Genomic DNA, 18484 nt, shown 5'->3' with positions numbered 1-18484 from the left:
AACCACGGCACCCAGTCCTGGACCGAGGTCACCTCGGGCAACTCCGGTGACACCGGCGCCACGGGTCCGACCGGCGACGCCTCCAACCACAGCAAGACCGTCGGTGGCCACTCCGGTCCGGCGGGCGACGGCGGCGACGCCTCGTCCTGGACCCACGGGAAGCACTCCGTGAAGGCGTGACCACGAGGTGATCACAGGGGCGGGACCGGCACCAACCGGTCCCGCCCCCGCACGTGAAAACGGAGAAGCCGGTCGAGACTGATCTCGACCGGCTTCTCCGGTGTACGCCGCCAGGGACTCGAACCCCGGACCCGCTGATTAAGAGTCAGCTGCTCTAACCAACTGAGCTAGCGGCGCTTGTTCATGTGCCGGAGCCTTGCTGTTTCCGACATGAAGAACGGTAGCACAGGGCATCCACCGGGTTTTCAGGCGGGGTCACCCGTGCGGGCGAAGCCGGTGTGGATGAGCCACTGGGCTGCGGTGTAGGTGGGCATCACGCCGGCGGAGGCTGCTCGGGCGGCTCGTCCCTTGAGGACGAACCTGCTGGCGCCGAGCAGGGCGTCGGAGACGGCGAACAGTGCTGCGCCACCGAAAACGCGACGTGCGCCGGGGCCTCGTGCCGTGGAGGCGGCGGCCACCATCGTGCCCAGGGTGAGGGCGTAGAGGCCGACCGGTTTGCCCAGCCGGCCTGCTGCTCGGGAGAACGCGAAGGCGCCGGCGGCTGATGCGGCGACGATGGGCACCACTGCTTTGCGCGTGCCGGGTGTGGAGCGGCGGGCCAGGGCTGCCGTGTAGCCGAGGTGGGCCACCAGGAAGCTGAACAGTCCTGTTCGGAACGCCCGGTCCGTGCTGCCCAGCAGGGCGACGTCGCCCGCCCAGGAGCCGGCCAGGCCCACTGCCATGCCGAGGTCCTGCGATGGACTGGCGACGGCGAGAGCGGGCATCAGTGCGGTTTTCGTGAGCTTGCGCACTGTGGTGGTGCTGGGCACGGTTGCCGCGATCGAGTCTGTGATCGCGGCAACCGCGTATGCCTGCTTCTTCATGAGTGCCTCTCGCCGTTGAGGGCACTCAGACTAGATAACTCAGCTCAGCGTCAGGGCCGTGTCGTCGATCACGAACGACGTCTGCAGCGAGGCGTCCTCCACGCCCGTGAACTTGAAGGTCACGGTCTGGCCCGCGAGAGAGGACACGTCGAACGTCTTTAGCACGTAGCCGGAGGCGGCGTTGGTGTTCGAGAACGTGCCGAGCGTGGTGCTGCCGGCGGTGACGGTCAGCTTGTCGTAGACGGTGCTGCCGGTCTCGCTGGTGTCGATGTGCAGGTAGAACGTCAGCGCCGCCTTGCAGCCGGAGGGGATGGTCACCGACTGGGACAGCGAGTCGGTGTGCGAGGAGCCGTAGCCGTTCAGCCACGACGACCAGGTGCCGGTGCGCGCGGGCTCGCCGTTCGAGCTGTGCTGGCCGATCACGCCGGAGGTCGCGGTCCAGGAGGTGCTGCCGGACTCGAACCCCGGGTTGGCGAGCTTCTGGCCGGAGCAGTTGCCGCCGCCGGTGCCGACGGTCCAGCTGAACGACGCGCTGCCGGTCCTGCCCGCGCTGTCCTGGGCGGTGACCGTCACGTTCGACGTGCCGGAGGTGGTCGGGGTGCCGGAGATGGTGCTGCCGTTGACCGACAGGCCGGCGGGCAGGCCGGTGGCCGACCACGTGTACGGGGAGGTGCCGCCGCTCGCGGACAGCGGCAGCGAGACGGCGGTGCCGACCGTGCTCGACTGGTTGCCGGGGTTGCTGACGGTGACCGTGCCGGTCGCGCTGCACGTCGGGTCGGCAGACTGCGCGGGCACGCTGATCGCGTCCCAGGCCGCCTTGACCGTGTTGAACTCCGCGCAGCTGCCGGGGTAGAGGTTCTTCGCGGCGGTCAGCGTCCACGTGCGGTACTTCAGGTACGAGCTGCTGGAGGTCTTGAGCAGCATGGCGTTGTAGAAGATCTTGATGGCCTTCTCGACGCCCAGGCCGGTGATCGACGTGTTGTTGCACGTGGTGCTGGTCGGCTGGCCGTTGGTCGGGTTCGTGCCCTGGGAGAGCAGGTAGAACCAGTGGTTGCCGGGGCCCGCCGCCGCGTGCACCTCGGTGTTCGGGATCGACGACGAGTAGCAGTTCGCGTGGTTGAGCGCCGACGGGTTGTACATGTTGCGGATCGGGCCGCGGCCGACGAGGTTGATCGTCTCGCCGACGAGGAAGTCCGGGGTGTCGTAGGGCGACGGCTCGTTGGCGTACCACTCGGTGGTGGCGCCGAAGACGTCCGCAACGAACTCCTGCGTGCCGGCACCGGAGATGCCGCCCGGCGTGTGGTCGTCGATGCCGTGGCCGAGCTCGTGCGCCACGACGTCGATGGAGCCGATCCACTGGTTGGAGCTGTTGTGCCCGATCTGGACCTGGCTGCCGTCGTAGTAGGCGTTCTGGTCGTTCAGGCCGACGCGCATCGGCCAGCCGCCGCCGTTGCCGTCGAAACCGTTGCGGCCCAGCCACTGCGAGAGCATCTTCGACTCGGTCTGCGCCGCGAACAGGACGTCCACGCAGCCCGTCTCGCGGTTGGTCGCGGTGCCGTTGCCCCAGGTGTCGGAGGTCTTGGTGAACGTGGTGTTGTTCGCCGCGTCCTGGCAGCTCACGTTCGTGAGCGTCGGGTCCTTGAGCGAGTAGTTCGAGCCGGACTGCGTGGTGGCGATGGTGACCGGGTTCGGGCCGTTCCACGCGCTGGTCCCGGTGCCGTGCATGACCCGTTCCTGCTTGCGCAGGACCTGGCCGGTGGTGGCGTCGACGACCACGTCGAGCTTGCTCGGGCCCTCGGAGTCGCGGCCGGTGACCGTGACCTTCCAGGCGAGCTTCGGCGTGGCGTCGAGCGCGTAGACGACCTGGGAGGCCGAGCCGACGCTGTCCACAGTGGACATCGTCGCCCTCGCGGCGGACTCGGCCTGGGCCTTGCCGACCGACGGGGTGGTGCCCGCGAGGGTGATCGTCGTGTCCTGGCCGACGGAGGTCTGCAGGACCTGGCCCGTCGAGTTGGTCACGACGACGAAGTCGCCGCCCACGACCGGGATTCCCTTGTACGTCCGCTCGTACGGGACGTACTTGAGCCCGTTGGTCGACGAGATCACGCCGCGCCGCACGAACGAGTCGTCCGCGCTGGCGTGCAGCTGGGCCGGGCGGCTGTCGACGAGGCTCGCGGCCGCGTCCACGGCCATCGCCTCCGCCGTCTGGCTCGGGGGCTGGGCGGCGGCCGTCTGAGCGCCGACCTGGGTGAGGGCGGCGGCGACCAGGGTTCCTGCCGCTGCCAGCACGAAGGTGCGTCTGGCTTGCATGTGTTCTCCTCGGTGCAGGGCGAAGACACCGGCCCTCGGATGCAGGGGGAGCCGGTGGTTCGTCGAGGTGAATGTGGTGGCGGAGCAGGGAAAGGATGAGTTGCCGGACGATCGTTAACAAGGACTAACTTATTCACACCTAACTATTCGACCGCATTTGTGGGAGTTGGTGCCGCGCATTCCTTTGTCGCGCTTGATGGCCGATTTGCCCCGAGAAGTCTGCGCAGTGCGGTTGGCGTTCGGCCGAGGTGGTCGCGCACCGTCCGGCACAGGTGGGCCTGGTCGGCGAACCCCAGGTCGGCGGCGAGCGCGGCGAGGCTGGGCTCGCCTTTCTCCAGACGGTCCAGCGCCCTGCCCACCCGCACTCCGTTGCGGTAGCGGGTCAGCGACACGCCCAGCTCGCGGGTGAACGCACGGCTCAACCGATAAGGCGAGACACCCAGGAGGCCGGAAAGCGGAAGCAATCCCGACGCACCCGGATGGTTGTCAACGATGACATTCCGCGCCCTCGCCACCAAATCGCCGTCGCGCGCCGAGCCCGGCGTGGTCGTCGCGACGACCTGGCGGACCACCGAGGCCACCAGACCCACCAGTTCCTCGGCGCCCTCGTACCGGGCCGCGGCCAGCAGCCGCCGGTGGGCGAGGTCGAGCCGGGCGTCCACGTAGACCGACGACCCTCGTAACCGCGGCGCGTCGCCGGCGAGCGCGCGCCACAACCCCGGCTTCAGGACGACCGACGTGCACACGTCGCCTCCGGCGGGGTGGGCGAAGCGCTCCTCCTCGCCGGGTAAGCCGACATAGCCCACCGTGCGGTCGAGATCCGCTTGCACACCACGGACTTCGCGGCGGAACCCACCGCGGCGCACGAACACGAGCCGCACGTCCGCGCGCGGCGCTTCCGCGGTCCAGCCGCGATGGTCGTCCCGGCAGTCCACCGCGGACACGGTGAACTCCGGACGGGCTGCGAGGTCGACGAAGGAGAGCACGACTCGAGACTAGGGACGGGGTCCGACAGTTTTCGCCGCGCAAGGATGTCCAAGACCCGGAACGCGGTCGGGGCCGACGCTGAATCACACCACCGAGTGAAGGAGCGAAGATCCATGCCCGCACTGGCCCAGCTCACCACCGTCGTCCTCGACTGCGCAGACCCGCAGGCGCTGGGCGAGTTCTACCGCCAGGTCACCGGGTGGGAGGTGACCTCCGGTGACGCGGACAGCGTCTACCTGGGCGGCGACGGCATCCAGCTCGCCTTCGTCCGCGTGCCGGACCACCAGCCGCCCGCGTGGCCGGGCGGTGCCAAGCAGGCGCACCTCGACTTCCAGGTCGCCGACCTCGACCTGGCCGAGAAGCAGGTGCTCGCGCTCGGCGCTACGAAGCCGGATTTCCAGCCGGGCGAGGGGCAGTGGACCGTCCTGGCCGATCCGCAGGGCCACCTGCTGTGCCTGTGTCCGTGAGGAAGTCGTAGTCCGACAACGGAAAGCGGCCGGCCGCGCGCTGTGCGCCGATCGTCGAGGTCGGCCGCAGCAGCGTGGCTTCACCGTGCTGGTTGAAGTAGTAGCTGTGCGCGGTGGCGCACTGTCCGAGCGAGAACACCGAGTTCCGCGAGACCTTGGCGCGCATGCGTTCGAGGAACTCGTCGTTGGCGCGCCGGGTGACCTCGAACCCCGACGCGCCACGCGCGCGCATCGCCGTGAACAGGCGGCGCATGTGCGTCATCTGGCACTCGATCGTCGTGAAGTACGACAACCCGCTGTAGGAGTATGGACTGTTGAGCGACAGGTAGTTCGGGAAGCCCGGCACGGTCACGCCTTCGTAGGCCTGGAACCGGTTCTGCCGCCACCACGCGCCGAGGTCCCTGCCGTCGCGGCCGGTCACCTCGAACGCCGGGAAGTTGACGTCCCAGAGGTCGAACCCCGTTGCCAGCACGAGGACGTCGATGTCCACCCGGCCGTTCGCGGTGACGATCCCGGAGCCGTCGACGTGGGTGATCGACGACGTCTCCAGGCTCACGTGCGGCTGCGTGAACGTGCGGAAGTAGTCGTTGGAGAACGTGGGCCGCTTGCAGCCGAACGAGTAGTCCGGCGTGAGCTTGCGGCGCAGCCCGGGATCGCGGACCTGGCGGTGCAGGTGCGCCCGGCACCACCGTTCGGCCAGCCTGTTCGCCACCCGCAGCTGCCGGTAGTGCACCACCCCGGAGATCATCATCAGCTCCAGGACAGCGCTCCCGAACCACCGCACGGCCCGCTGCACGAACGGCAGCCGCGCGAACAGCTTCCGCACCACCGCGGGAACCGGGTAGTCGGGCTTGGGACTGACCCAGATCGGCGTGCGCTGGTACACGGTCACCGCGGCTGCCTCACGAGCCAGCCCGGGGATCAGCTGGACGGCCGTCGCGCCCGTGCCGATGATCGCCACCCGCTTGCCGCGCAGGTCCGTCGGCTGCCACGCGGCGGTGTGCACCACCTCGCCCCGGAACGACTCGATGCCCGCGATGTCCGGCGTCTTCGGCATGGACAGGAACCCGGTCGCGGTCACCAGGTACCGCGCCGCGAAGGTCTCCTCACCGGCGACGACCTCCCAGTGGTCGTCCTCCCACCGCGCGCTCGTCACGGTCACCCCGAACCGCATCGACCGCCGCAGGTCGTACTTCGCGGCCACGTGCGCGGCGTACCGCTTGAGCTCCTCGCCCGGCGCGAACAGCCGTGACCAGTGCGGGTTCGGTTCGAACGAGTAGGAGTACGTCGGGGACGGGATGTCCACGGCCAGCCCCGGATAGCGGTTCACGTGCCACGTGCCGCCGAGGTCGTCCTCCCGTTCGAGGATCACGAGGTCATCGAACCCGAGCCGCCGCAGCTCGACGGCGGCGCCCATCCCGCCGAACCCGGCTCCGACGATGACCGCGTCGTGCATGCCGACCTCCGAAACGGAATCGTGTGTCAGTTCCGGAACCGTATGTCAGTTCTGCGGTGATCACAAGGATGGACAGGTCATAGACTCAGCCGCATGAGCGTCGACCCCGTCAGCCGCGCCGAGCGCAAGAAGCAGGAGCTGCGCCGCGAGATCATCGACGCGGCCTTCGACTGCTTCGCCGAACGCGGCTACCACGCCACCGGCATCGCGGACGTCGCCACGCGGCTGGGCATCGGCCACGGCACGTTCTACCGCTACTTCCAGAACAAGCGGGACATCGTCGACCACGTCGTCGACGACCTGGTCGCCCGCATCACCGGCGCCCTCACGGCGGAGAACGCGCCGGACGCCGTGTCGACGCTCGACGAGTACCGCGAGCAGTCCGCGCGCATCGGCGAGGCGCTGGGCCGCATCTTCGGCGAGGACCCCCGCGTCCCGCGCCTGCTGTTGTTCGAGGCGCCCGGCATCGACCGCGCCATGGCCGAGCGCATCCTCGACCTGTTCGACCTGGCCGCCGCTCTCACCGCCGCCTACCTGACGCACGGCGTCGAGCTCGGCTACCTGCGCGCCGACCTGGACGTCGACAACACCGCCAGGGCCATCAACGGCATGATCCTCGGCACCGCGATCTCGTCACTGCGCACGCCGGACGCCCAGGTCGCGCAGAGCGAGGCCCTGCGGCGCGTGATGTACGACGGCATCGCCGCGCGTTAGCCGAGCCAGGCCCGCGCCGCCACGACCAGCGCGTCCACCCCGGTGGTGATCGTCGGCTCCAGGTCGGGCGCGAACTCGGGGGAGTGGTTCATCGGCACGGCCTTGCCCGGCTCGCGCGCGCTGAAGTCCGTGCCGCCCAGGAACCAGAACACCGTCGGAACTCCCGCCGCGGCACCGAAGTCGCCCACGTCCTCGCTGGCATTGACCACCGCGCCGGGGATCAGGTTGTGCGCGCCGAAGTGCTCCGCGAACGCCGCCACGGTCCTGCTCGTCGCGTCCGGATCGGACACGAGCACCGGCATGCCGTCGTACCAGTCGAACTCGGGCTCGCGCGGCGCCCCGGACGCCTGCGCCTCCGCGCGCACGACCCGTTCGATGGCGGCACGCAGGATGCCGCGGATGTGGTCGCTGAACGCCCTGATGTTGATCCCGAGCTCCGCGGTCTCGGGGATGACGTTCTCCTTCAGACCCGCGTGCAACCGTCCGACCGTGAGCACGGCACGTTCACTAGGGGCGATCTCGCGCGCGACAATCCCTTGCAGCCGCACGACAACATGCGCCGCCATCAGCACTGGATCGACCGCGGTCTCCGGCGACGACCCGTGTCCACCACGTCCGAACAACGTGACGCGCACCGAGTCGGACGCCGCCATCACCGGCCCGCTGCCGTGCGCGATCATCCCCGCGGGCAACGGCGCGACGTGTTGCGCCAGCACGACCTCGGGCTTGCCGAACCGCTCGAACAGTCCGTCCTCGACCATGTTCCGCGCGCCGACGCCCAGTTCCTCGGCCGGCTGGAAGACCACGAGCAGCGTGCCCGTCCACTCCGCACGGGTCTGCGCGAGCCGTTCGGCGGCCCCGACCAGGCACGTCGCGTGCATGTCGTGCCCGCACGCGTGGGCGACCGGCACGTCCTCGCCGTGGGCATTGGTGGCGCGGACCGTCGACGCGTAGGGCAGACCCGTCGTCTCCTGCACGGGCAACGCGTCGATGTCCGCGCGCAGCATCACGACCGGGCCGTCGCCGTTGCGCAGCACGCCGACCACGCCGGTGCCGCCGACGCCGGTCGTGACCTCGAACCCCAGCGGGCGCACCGCGCCGGCGAGCACGCCGGCCGTGCGGAGCTCCTGAAGGGACAGTTCGGGGTGCTGGTGCAGGTCGCGGTACAGCTCGTGCAGGTCGGTCATGCCGCTGATCCTGTCACCCGCCGGTGATCTCCGCGGCCGGCAGTGCGGACAGGGCGGCCAACGCGCGCACGAACGCTTCTCGGTCAGTCGCCGGCAGGTGCGCGAGAACGCGGTCCTCGTTGCGTTGGATGTCGGCCTGGGCCGCGGCGTGCTTGCGGCGGCCCTCGTCCGTGATGGTGACGAACCGCGCGCGCCGGTCTGCCGGGTCACGGGTCCGTTCCAGCAGTTTGTCCTTCTCCAACTCGTCGAGCACGGCGATGAGGCGGCTCTTGTCCGCGCCGATGAACTCCGCGAGCGCGGCCTGGGTGCGCACCGGCTGGCCGTCCAGGGCGTCGAGCACGACGTAGCCCCACATGCTCAGCCCGTGCGCGCGCAGCACCGGCTGTTCGGCGGCGACCAGCGCCCGTTGCAACGGCGCGATCATCGCCGCCAGGTCTCGTCGCCGGGCGTCCACGAACCGGATGATAGCGACCTTGCGCTTATCGTAAGCTCACGCTTATCGTAAGCATATGCACATTAATGAGCTGCATCGCATCGTCGTGCGGACCAGCGTGGACGTCGTGTCACGAGTGCGGGACGACGACCTGGCCAGGCCCACACCCTGTTCGGAGTGGACGCTCGCCGACCTGCTCGCCCACATGACCGCGCAGCACCACGGCTTCGCCGCCGCGGCACGGGGCAGGGGAGGTGACCCGGAGGTGTGGCAGGTCCGAGCGGCCGGACCCGCCGAGTACGCCGACGCCGCCGAGGACGTCCTGGCTGCCTTCGCGCAGCCCGTTCCGGAGTTCGACCTGCCGGAGTTCGGGGCTCGTTTCCCGGCGGCCCAGGCGATCGGCTTCCACCTGATCGACTACGTCGTGCACGGCTGGGACGTCGCCCGGTCGCTCGGGCTCGAGTACCGGCTCGACCCGGACGTGGCCGAGGTGGCGCTGCCGATCGCGCTCGCCGTACCCGGTGGCGAGAGCAGGCTCGTGCCCGGTGCGCCGTTCGGGCCCGCGCTGGCTGGCGACGACGTGGACCCGTTGCGCCGCATCCTCACCACGCTGGGGCGATCGCCGGAGTGGGAGCCTCGGGTAACGGATTCATAACCGCACCCATCCGCACGGACGAGGCCCCCGAATCACGAGCAGCAACCGCCCGATCACCTTGGGAGATGTCTCGTCATGAACAAGACCGTCCGCAACACCGTTCTCGCCCTCGGCGCCGCCTCGCTCGCCCTGTTCGGCGCGGCGTGCGGCTCGGGTGACATGGCCAGCAGCGGCTCGTCGAGCACCGCGCCCACGATGTCGACCTCGATGGCGCCGTCCACGTCCGCCATGGCCGACCCGGCCAAGGATCTCGTCGGTCCTGGCTGTGCCGACTACGCGAAGCAGGTCCCGTCCGGCGCCGGGTCGGTCTCCGGCATGGCCGCCGACCCGGTCGCGGTCGCGGCGAGCAACAACCCGCTGCTCACGACGCTGGTCAGCGCCGTGTCCGGCAAGCTCAACCCGAAGGTCAACCTCGTCTCGACGCTCAACGGCGCCGAGTTCACCGTCTTCGCTCCGGTCGACTCCGCGTTCGCCAAGATCGACCCCGCGACCATCGAGAAGCTCAAGACCGACGACGCGCTGCTGACCAAGATCCTGACCTACCACGTCGTGCCCGGCCAGATCTCCCCGGACAAGATCGCCGGCGACCAGAAGACCGTCGAGACCGGCACCGTGAAGGTCACCGGCTCCGGCAACGCCATCAAGGTCAACGACGCCAACGTCATCTGCGGCGGCGTCCACACCGCCAACGCCACCGTCTACCTCATCGACTCGGTGCTCATGCCCACCGCGTGAGGTGAGCACGAAAAAGGGCCGCGGCTGTCAGCCGCGGCCCTTTTCGCTTGCCAGGTCAGGCCTTCGTGACCTGCACCGTGACGTCCCAGCCGTCACCCGCGGTGCCGGCGGAGCCGCCCGGAAGCGAGTCGGCCAGCGTCACCGAGACCGCCAGCGTCTCCTGCGCGATGAACGCCTCGTGCGCGGCCACGCTCGCCCGCACCTCGGGTCCCGCGGCGATCACCAGGTCGATCCGGTCGGAGATCTCGAAGCCCGCCTCACGACGTGCCACCTGGACCACGCGGACCAGGTCGCGTGCCGTGCCCTCGGCCGCCAGCTCCGGCGAGACCTCGACGTCGAGCGCGATCGTCACGCCGCGCTGCGACTCGACGACCCAGCCGCTGCGCGGGACCTCGGTGACGACCACGTCGTCCGGTCCGACCGTGGCCTCGCCGTCGGCCAGCGCCACCGTCGCGGAACCGTTGTCCCGCAACGCCTCCACGATCTTGCGCGGATCCTCGGCGCTGATCGCCTTGGCCACCAGCGGCGTCTGCTTCGCGAACCGCTTGCCCAGCTCGCGGAAGTTCGGCTTCACGACCACGTCGATCACGTGGCTGTCGGCGTCGAACGGCTGCAGCGCCTTCAGGTTCAGCTCGTCGGCGATGTCGTCGAGCAGGTCCTGCGACAGCGTCTCCCCGCTGGGCAGGCCCACGAGCGCCCGCTGCAACGGCTGCCGGATGCGCACCTTGCTGGCCTTGCGCGCGGCACGGCCGGCCTCGGCGAGCGCACGGGCCGTGGCGACCTCGGCCGCGAGCTTCGCGTCGACCAGTGCGGTGTCGGCCACCGGCCACGTCGCGAGGTGCACCGACTCGGCCGCGTCCGCGTTGCCGGGACGCACGACCAGCTGCCACACCTCCTCCGTGACGAACGGCATCAGCGGCGCGAGCAACCTGGTCAGCACCTCGAGGCACTCGTACAGCGTCACCAGCGCGTCCGCGTCGCCCTGCCAGAACCGCGTGCGGGACCGGCGGACGTACCAGTTGGACAGGTCGTCCACGAAGTCCGCGAGCAGCCGGCCCGCCTTCGCCGTGTCGTAGTTCTCCATGCGCTCGTCGACCGCGGCCACCAGCGCGTTCAGCTCGCCCAGGACCCACCGGTCCAGCACCGGGCGCTCGGCGGCGGGCCGGGCCGCCGCCGGGTTCCACTCCTGCTGCGCGGCGTAGAGGGCGAAGAACGACGCGGTGTTCCAGTAGGTCAGCAGGACCTTCCGGACGATCTCGTCGAGCGGGCCGGGACCGATCCGGCGCGGTGCCCACGGCGAGCCGGAGCACGCCATGAACCAGCGCAGCGCGTCGGCACCGTGGGCGTCCATCAACGGGATGGGCGCCAGGATGTTGCCGAGGTGCTTGCTCATCTTGCGGCCGTCCTCGGCCATGATGTGGCCCAGGCACACGACGTTCTCGTACGGCGACTGGTCGAACACCAGCGTGTTCACGGCCATCAGCGTGTAGAACCAGCCACGCGTCTGGTCGATCGCCTCGCAGATGTACTGAGCGGGGAACTGCGCCGCGAACTTCTCCTCGCTGCCGGGCACGTGCGGGTACCCGAGCGCGGCGAACGGCATCGCGCCCGAGTCGTACCAGGCGTCGATCACCTCCGGCACGCGCGACGAGGTCTTGCCGCAGTCGGGGCAGGCGAACGTGATCGCGTCGATGTACGGGCGGTGCGGGTCGAGCTCGGAGAGGTCCGCGCCCGCGAGCTCACCCAGCTCCTTGCGCGAGCCGATGGCCGTGACGTGACCGTCGGCGCAGCGCCACAACGGCAGCGGCGTGCCCCAGTACCGCGAGCGGGACAGCGCCCAGTCGACGTTGTTGTTCAGCCAGTCGCCGTAGCGGCCGTGCTTGATGTGGTCGGGGAACCAGTTGGTCTTCTCGTTCTCCCGCATCAGCTCGTCGCGCACCGCCGTCGTGCGGATGTACCAGGACGGCTGCGCGTAGTACATGAGCGGCGTGTGGCACCGCCAGCAGTGCGGGTACGGGTGCTCGAAGCGCAGGTAGCGGAACAGCAGCCCGCGCGCGGTGAGGTCCTCGACCAGGACCGCGTCGGCGTCCTTGAAGAAGACGCCGCCGACCATCGGCACCTCGTCGAGGAAGCGGCCGTCCGGCCCGACGGGGTTGACCAGCGGCAGCCCGTTCGCGCGGCAGACCGCGAGGTCCTCGGCACCGAACGCGGGCGCCTGGTGGACCAGGCCCGTGCCGTCGGTGACGGTGACGTAGTCGGCCAGCACGACCAGGTGCGCGTCCGGGATCTCGACCAGGTCGAACGGACGGCGGTACTTGAGCCCCGCCAGCTCCGTGCCCTGCAACGAGGCCAGCACCTCGGCGTCCTCACCCAGCACGTCGCCCAGCAGCGGCTCGGCGAGGACGAACGTGCCGTCGCCCGTGCGCGCCACCACGTAGGTGACCTCGGGGTTCGCCGCGACCGCGGTGTTGGACACGAGCGTCCACGGCGTCGTCGTCCACACGAGCAGGTCGACGTCCGAGTGGCCGGCCAGCGGCTCGAGGAGCGGCATGCGCACGTAGACCGACGGGTCGGTCACGGTCTCGTAGCCCTGCGCGACCTCGTGGTCGGACAGGGTCGTGCCGTCACGGGGGCAGTAGGGCGCGACGCGGAAGTCCTCGACCAGCTTGCCGCCCTCGTGGATGCGCTTGAGCGACCACCACACGCTGTCGACGTACTCCGGCGACATCGTCTCGTAGGGGTTCTCGAGGTCGATCCAGTAGCCCATGCGCTCCGTGAGCTCGGCGAACTCGCCGACGTGGCGCAGCACGGACTCGCGGCACCGCGCGTTGAACTCCGCGACGCCGAACTTCTCGATCTCCGGCTTGCCGGTGATCCCGAGCTCCTTCTCGACCGCGAGCTCGACCGGCAGGCCGTGGCAGTCCCACCCGGCCTGGCGGGGCACGGAGTACCCCTTCATCGTGCGGTAGCGGGGGAAGACGTCCTTGAACACCCGCGCCTCGACGTGGTGCGTTCCCGGGTGGCCGTTCGCGGTGGGCGGGCCCTCGTAGAACACCCACGCCGGCCCCTGCGCGGTCTGCTCGAGACTCCGCGCGAAGACGTCCTTCTCCTGCCACCACGCCGTGATGCGCCGGTCCAGAGCCCCGAAGTCCACCTTGCCGGGCAAGGTGGCGAAAGGGGACCGGCCAAGCGGGTGCTGCGACATGGTCTCCGCCATGTGCTCCTCGTTCCATCGCACTGTGGAAGTGCGGCGACGCCGCTCGCGGGGACGAAAACCCGGACGCCGGTCCGAGCTCCGCGGTACCACCCCGCTTGCGCCCGAGGAACCGGGCACCACTCATTCACACCGCGTGACGTGCGGCGCCGTCCGGTTCTACTGGGGCGGAACCCGCCCGTTCTTCCGGAAGCTCCCCGGTGATGGCCGGATCGATGCTGTTGGCGCAGAGTGTAGCGCCGGGCCGATGCGCGCCGAAAACGGTATTGACGACCCCTCCGCGGTCTGCCGGCCCGGGAGCGGGGACTTCCTGATGAGACGACGGCGCTGTCGGTTGCCTGTCGACTCTCTGTGGGTGCCAGATCCAGGACTACCGTCGGGCCCACGGCAGCCGTCACCCGACCGAATTAGCCATTCGGCGTGACAGATACCGCCAGTCATCGTTCGAGTACAGACCATTCACCCGACTGGTACGGTATGGCCGGATCTGTCCCCTGAATGGCGACTCCCCGCGAAGGGTCTGCGAAGTGATCGATCCCGGCAGTTCCACTTCGACGGCCAGGATGTTCGGTCCGTACCGGCTGGAGTCGCTCCTCGGCCGCGGCGGCATGGGTGAGGTCTACCGCGCCTACGACACCGTCAAAGAGCGCACCGTCGCCGTGAAGCTCCTGCCGGTCGGCCTCGCCTCCGACGAGAACTACCAGGCGCGGTTCCGGCGCGAGTCCCAGGTGGCCGCCCGCCTGCGCGAGCCGCACATCATCCCGATCCACGACTTCGGCGAGATCAACGGCCAGCTGTTCATCGACATGCGCATGGTCGACGGCACCGACCTGAGCTCGCTCGTCCGCCGCGAAGGCGCGCTGGACCCGGCCCGCGCCGTGCACATCGTCGCGCAGATCGGTGCCGCGCTCGACGCCGCGCACGCCGAGAACCTGATCCACCGCGACGTGAAGCCGTCCAACGTCATCGTGGCCGGAACGGGCGCGGACGAGTTCGCCTACCTCATCGACTTCGGCATCGTCCACAACTCGCTCGAAACCACCACCAGCGACACCGCGCTCGGCAGCCCCGCCTACACCGCACCCGAGCGGCTGCAGCCGGTCCCGACCGGGGAGGCCTTCCAGAAGGCCGTCGACATCTACGCCCTGGGCTGCGTGCTGCACGAGCTCCTCACCGGGCAGCTGCCGTTCCCCGGCGAGAACAACATGGCGATGATGTTCGCCCACCTCCAGAAGCCGCCACCACGCCCGAGCGCCACCCGCCCCACCCTTCCGCTGGGCTTGGACGACGTGGTCACCCGCGCGCTGGCCAAGGACCCCCAGCACCGCTACCCGAGCGCCGGAGCACTGGCAACGGCGGCCCGCGCCGCCCTGGCCACCCCGCGCCAGCTCATCACCACCGGCCCCGCGGCCGCGACGACGAGAATCCCGATCCCGGTAGTACCACCGCGGCACCACACCCAGGTGCTGCCGAACCAGCCCCAGCACGCACCCGCCCCTCGCCGCACGGGCGGAGGCCGACGCGCCTGGATCTTCACGGCGCTCGCCGTCCTGGCCGTGACCGCGCTGGCGGTGACCCTGTTCCCGTACATCCGGTCCATGTCGTCGTCCGGCGCACTGTCCTCGGTCTCCACGACGCCGGTCACCACGAAGTCGTCCACCAAGACGACCACCGCCCCGCCGACCACCACCCCGCCGACCACGACCGTGCAGACCACGACGCGCCTGCTGACCATCCCCGCCGGCGGCCCGTTGTTCAGCAACGACGAGGCGCAGCAGAAGGGCCCGGCCATCTGCGAGCGCGTGGGCGGCAAGTTCAACGTCGCGTGGTTCACCCCCGGCCAGACCGAGGGCGAGTACAGCATGGTCAACTGCTCGTTCGTGTTCGAGCCGACGACCAAGCGCGTGCTCGACATCGACGCCGGTGACCTCATCGCCGACGAGGCCGACGCGAAGCAGAAGGCGCCGGGCATCTGCTCCAAGGCGGGCGGTACGTGGAATCGCAAGTGGCACGACGTGGTCGAAGGCAAGTACAGCGTCGTGAACTGCACGATCGTGTTCTGAAACCGGCATTCGGGAAAACAGGCCGCGAAAAGCGAAGAAGCAGGCAGAGACGAATCTCTGCCTGCTTCTTCGGTGTACGCCGCCAGGGACTCGAACCCCGGACCCGCTGATTAAGAGTCAGCTGCTCTAACCAACTGAGCTAGCGGCGCTTGTTTGTGTGCCGGTAACGTGCTGTTCCGACGTGGAGAACGTTAGCACACGGCTCGTGCGCGCTCCCAATCGGCTGGTCAGCGCAGGTTTCGAACCGCATCGGCCACGTAACGATCCGGCCACTTGAGCAACTTCGGGGGGCATCGTGTCGTCACCTAATCGGGGGACGCCAAAGCGACTTCGTGCAGGCAGTCTCGGGAGTGGCGACAAGCAGATCGGAAGTGCGTCGATGGGGATGTGGAGCAGGCGCGGTCGTGGGGTGGTCGCGGCGGGACTCGCTGTGATCCTGATCGCAGGCTGTTCAGGTGGTGGCGAGGGCGCGAGCATCGCCGCCGGCGGGGAGTCGAGTGCCGCTCCTCCTCCTGCCAAGCCCGTGACGTTGACACTGGCGCTCAACAACGGTGCCGCCGACGTGTCGCCGGGCCTGCCGGTCATCGCCACGGCGGCGGACGGGAAGCTCGACGACGTCAAGCTCTTCAACGGTGATGGCAAGGCCGTCGAGGGCAAGATGAACCCCGAGTCGACGCAGTGGACCAACACCGAGCCGCTGGGGTACTCGAAGACGTACAAGCTCGTGGCCACGGCGACGGGCGCGGACGGCAAGCAGCAGGCCAAGGAGTCGACCTTCACGACGGTGAAGCCGCGCACGCTCACCTACGTGTCGACGAACCCCATGGACGGCACCACGATCGGTGTCGGCCAGCCGCTCGCCTTCTACTTCGACGAGCCGGTGGCCGACAAGGTCGCGGCCGAGAAGATGCTCGAGATCACCACCGAGCCCAAGGTCGAGGGCGCCTTCTACTGGTTCAACAAGAAGGAGGTGCACTGGCGGCCGGAGACGTTCTGGAAGCCGGGCACCAAGATCACGATGAACATCAAGGTCTACGGCAAGCACATCGGTGACGGCATCTACGGCCAGGAGGACCGCACCATCACGACCACCGTCGGCGACTCGGTCGTCTACGAGGCGGACGGGCAGACCCACCAGGTCAACGTGAAGGTCAACGGCCAGGTCGTGCGCACCATGCCCACCTCGATGGGCAACGCGGCCAACACCACTCCCACCGGCACGTACGTGCTGATGGAGAAGCACGACCACATGATCATGGACTCGACGACGTACGGCCTGGCGCTCGAGAACGGCGGCTACAAGACGCCGGTCGACTGGGCGTACCGCATGTCGAACAGCGGCATCTTCTTCCACAGCGCGCCGTGGTCCATCGGCGACCAGGGCCACCGCAACGTGAGCCACGGCTGCCTCAACCTCTCGCCCGAGAACGCCAAGTGGGTCATCGACAACAGCAAGCAGGGCGACGTCGTGGTCGTCACCAACTCCGGCGGCCCCGCGCTCGAGGCCTGGGACGGCTTCGGCGACTGGCAGGTGCCCTGGAACCAGTGGGTGCAGGGCAACCGCTGACGATCTAGGAGACCGTCACCTGGCCGTCCGCGACGGTCAGGTGACGGTTCACCCGCACGGCCTCCAGCATCCTGCGGTCGTGCGTGACCAGCAGCAACGTGCCGGAGTAGTGCTCCAGCGCCTGCTCCAGCTGCTCGATCGCGGGCAGGTCGAGGTGGTTGGTCGGCTCGTCCAGCACCAGCAGGTTCACCCCGCGGCCCTGCAGCAACGCCAGCGCCGCCCGCGTCCGCTCGCCCGGTGAGAGCGACGCCGCCGGCCGCGTCACGTGCGCCGCCTTCAGCCCGAACTTCGCCAGCAACGTCCGCACGTCCGCCGGCGTCATCTCCGGCACGGCCTCCTCGAACGCGTCCACGAGCGGCAGGTCGCCCAGGAACAGGCCGCGCGCCTGGTCCACCTCGCCGACCACCACGCCGGACCCCAGCGTCGCGTAGCCGGAGGAGAGCTCCGCCCGCCCCAGCAGAGCGGCCAGCAGCGTCGACTTGCCCGCGCCGTTCGCCCCGGTGATCGCGACCCGGTCCGCCCAGTCGACCTGCAGGTCCACCGGTCCCAGCGTGAACGACCCGCGCGAGACCACGGCCGCCCGCAGCGACGCCACGATCGCGCCGGAACGGGGTGCGGACGCGATCTCCATCCGCAGCTCCCACTCCTTGCGGGGCTCCTCGACGACGTCCAGCCGCTCGATCATGCGGTCGGTCTGCCGGGCCTTCGACGCCTGCTTCTCGGTCGCGTCCGCACGGAACTTGCGCGCGTTCTTGTCGTTGTCGCCCGCCTTGCGCCGGGCGTTCTTCACGCCCTTCTCCATCCACGCGCGCTGCATGCGCGCACGGGCCTCCAGCGACGCCTTGGTGTCCGCGTACTCCTCGTAGTCGTCACGGGCGTGCTGACGGGCCCGTGCGCGTTCTTCGAGGTACGACTCGTAGCCGCCGCCGTAGAGGTGCACGGCGTTCTGGTGCAGGTCGAGCTCCAGCACGCTCGTCACCGTGCGGGCCAGGAACTCGCGGTCGTGCGACACCAGCACGGTCGCGGCGCGCAGGCCCGTGACGAACTTCTCCAGCCGCTCCAGGCCGTCGAGGTCCAGGTCGTTGGTCGGTTCGTCGAGCAGGAACACGTCGTAGCGGCTCAGCAGCAACGACGCCATGCCCGCGCGCGCCGCCTGGCCGCCGGACAGCGACGTCATCAACGCGTCCAGGCCCACGGCGAGCCCGAGGTCGGCCACGACCTCCAGCGACCGCTCCTCCAGGTCGGCGCCGCCCAGGGCGAGCCACTGGTCCAGGGCGTCCGAGTAGCCCTCGTCGTTGCCGGCGGTCAACGCCTCGGTGGCGGCGTCCAGTGCGGCCTGGGCCTCCGCGACACCGGTGCGGCGGGCGAGGAACTCGCGCACGGTCTCGCCTTCGAGGCGCTCCGGCTCCTGGGCGAGGTGCCCGACGTTCGCGGACGGCGGGTTCAGCGTCACGCGGCCCGACTCGGCGGGGATCAGCCCGGCCAGCGTCCTCAGCAGCGTCGACTTGCCCGCGCCGTTCACGCCGACGAGCCCGATGACGTCGCCGGGCGCGACGACCAGGTCCAGGCCGGAGAACAGGACGCGGTCACCGTGACCGGCGGCGAGGTCCTTGGCGACGAGCGTGGTCATGAAGACTCCCCGAAACGTGAAGA

At 69.6% G+C, this 18484-nt stretch carries 15 protein-coding genes and 2 tRNA genes; 7 read left to right on the top strand and 10 right to left on the bottom strand.

Translation table 11 applies throughout. From position 1 onward, the window contains the following. Positions 1-180, top strand: a 180-nt coding sequence (locus ACFWV3_RS40055; RefSeq protein ID WP_382419159.1) for a hypothetical protein, incomplete at its 5' end; no start/stop codon positions are given. Between the two features lie 103 nt (positions 181-283). Here the strand turns inward: ACFWV3_RS40055 and ACFWV3_RS40050 are convergent. From ACFWV3_RS40050 to ACFWV3_RS40035, 4 genes are all read right to left on the bottom strand, one after another. Continuing rightward, positions 284-357, bottom strand: a tRNA-Lys gene (locus ACFWV3_RS40050). A 68-nt stretch (positions 358-425) separates the two neighbouring features. Then, positions 426-1043, bottom strand: a complete 618-nt coding sequence (locus ACFWV3_RS40045) for a lysoplasmalogenase (RefSeq protein WP_382419158.1) — start codon at positions 1041-1043, stop codon at positions 426-428. Between the two features lie 39 nt (positions 1044-1082). Beyond that, entirely contained in the window at positions 1083-3353 is a 2271-nt protein-coding gene (locus ACFWV3_RS40040; RefSeq protein ID WP_382419157.1) for a M4 family metallopeptidase, read from the bottom strand. 143 nt (positions 3354-3496) lie between these two features. After that, complete coding sequence (locus ACFWV3_RS40035; RefSeq protein WP_382419156.1) at positions 3497-4339, bottom strand: helix-turn-helix domain-containing protein; 843 nt, start codon at positions 4337-4339, stop codon at positions 3497-3499. 114 nt (positions 4340-4453) lie between these two features. Here ACFWV3_RS40035 and ACFWV3_RS40030 point away from each other — a divergent pair, with 114 nt between their 5' ends. Further along, positions 4454-4807 carry a VOC family protein gene (locus tag ACFWV3_RS40030; RefSeq protein ID WP_382419155.1) on the top strand — a complete coding sequence of 118 codons (354 nt, stop codon included), beginning with the start codon at positions 4454-4456 and terminating at the stop codon, positions 4805-4807. Here the strand turns inward: ACFWV3_RS40030 and ACFWV3_RS40025 are convergent. After that, positions 4722-6263, bottom strand: a complete 1542-nt coding sequence (locus ACFWV3_RS40025) for a flavin-containing monooxygenase (RefSeq protein ID WP_382419154.1) — start codon at positions 6261-6263, stop codon at positions 4722-4724. The genes ACFWV3_RS40030 and ACFWV3_RS40025 overlap by 86 nt on opposite strands. Before the next feature lie 93 nt (positions 6264-6356). Here ACFWV3_RS40025 and ACFWV3_RS40020 point away from each other — a divergent pair, with 93 nt between their 5' ends. Continuing rightward, positions 6357-6977, top strand: a complete 621-nt coding sequence (locus tag ACFWV3_RS40020) for a TetR/AcrR family transcriptional regulator (RefSeq protein ID WP_382419153.1) — start codon at positions 6357-6359, stop codon at positions 6975-6977. On the opposite strand, the gene ACFWV3_RS40015 is transcribed toward ACFWV3_RS40020, so the two are convergent. Then, complete coding sequence (locus ACFWV3_RS40015) at positions 6974-8164, bottom strand: amidohydrolase (RefSeq protein WP_382419152.1); 1191 nt, start codon at positions 8162-8164, stop codon at positions 6974-6976. The genes ACFWV3_RS40020 and ACFWV3_RS40015 overlap by 4 nt on opposite strands. A 13-nt stretch (positions 8165-8177) precedes the next feature. Continuing rightward, complete coding sequence (locus ACFWV3_RS40010) at positions 8178-8618, bottom strand: MarR family winged helix-turn-helix transcriptional regulator (RefSeq protein WP_382419151.1); 441 nt, start codon at positions 8616-8618, stop codon at positions 8178-8180. A gap of 55 nt (positions 8619-8673) precedes the next feature. Here ACFWV3_RS40010 and ACFWV3_RS40005 point away from each other — a divergent pair, with 55 nt between their 5' ends. Both ACFWV3_RS40005 and ACFWV3_RS40000 read left to right on the top strand, forming a co-directional pair. Next, a complete protein-coding gene (locus ACFWV3_RS40005) occupies positions 8674-9252 on the top strand; it encodes a TIGR03086 family metal-binding protein (RefSeq protein WP_382419150.1) in 579 nt (192 codons plus the stop codon). Between the two features lie 75 nt (positions 9253-9327). Beyond that, a complete protein-coding gene (locus ACFWV3_RS40000) occupies positions 9328-9987 on the top strand; it encodes a fasciclin domain-containing protein (RefSeq protein ID WP_382419149.1) in 660 nt (219 codons plus the stop codon). Positions 9988-10042: 55 nt separating this feature from the next. On the opposite strand, the gene ileS is transcribed toward ACFWV3_RS40000, so the two are convergent. Then, positions 10043-13204 (bottom strand): isoleucine--tRNA ligase, encoded by a 3162-nt coding sequence (gene ileS / locus ACFWV3_RS39995; protein WP_382419148.1) that lies wholly within the window; start codon positions 13202-13204, stop codon positions 10043-10045. A 524-nt stretch (positions 13205-13728) separates the two neighbouring features. Between ileS and ACFWV3_RS39990 the strand changes: the two genes are divergently transcribed. After that, a complete protein-coding gene (locus ACFWV3_RS39990) occupies positions 13729-15264 on the top strand; it encodes a serine/threonine-protein kinase (RefSeq protein ID WP_382419147.1) in 1536 nt (511 codons plus the stop codon). Between the two features lie 75 nt (positions 15265-15339). On the opposite strand, the gene ACFWV3_RS39985 is transcribed toward ACFWV3_RS39990, so the two are convergent. Then, a tRNA-Lys gene (locus tag ACFWV3_RS39985) sits at positions 15340-15413 on the bottom strand. 281 nt (positions 15414-15694) lie between these two features. Between ACFWV3_RS39985 and ACFWV3_RS39980 the strand changes: the two genes are divergently transcribed. Further along, positions 15695-16831: an Ig-like domain-containing protein gene (locus ACFWV3_RS39980; RefSeq protein WP_382419146.1), complete on the top strand. Its 1137-nt coding sequence runs from the start codon at positions 15695-15697 to the stop codon at positions 16829-16831. A gap of 4 nt (positions 16832-16835) precedes the next feature. Here ACFWV3_RS39980 and ACFWV3_RS39975 read toward each other — a convergent pair whose 3' ends face one another. Beyond that, complete coding sequence (locus ACFWV3_RS39975) at positions 16836-18461, bottom strand: ABC-F family ATP-binding cassette domain-containing protein (protein WP_382419145.1); 1626 nt, start codon at positions 18459-18461, stop codon at positions 16836-16838. Between the last annotated feature and the right edge of the window lie 23 nt (positions 18462-18484).

The organism is Lentzea sp. NPDC059081 (assembly GCF_042738015.1).
Classification (GTDB): Bacteria; Actinomycetota; Actinomycetes; order Mycobacteriales; family Pseudonocardiaceae; genus Lentzea.
The sequence above is the reverse complement of the archived record's forward strand: the minus strand, read 5'-3'. Positions and strand labels throughout refer to the sequence as shown.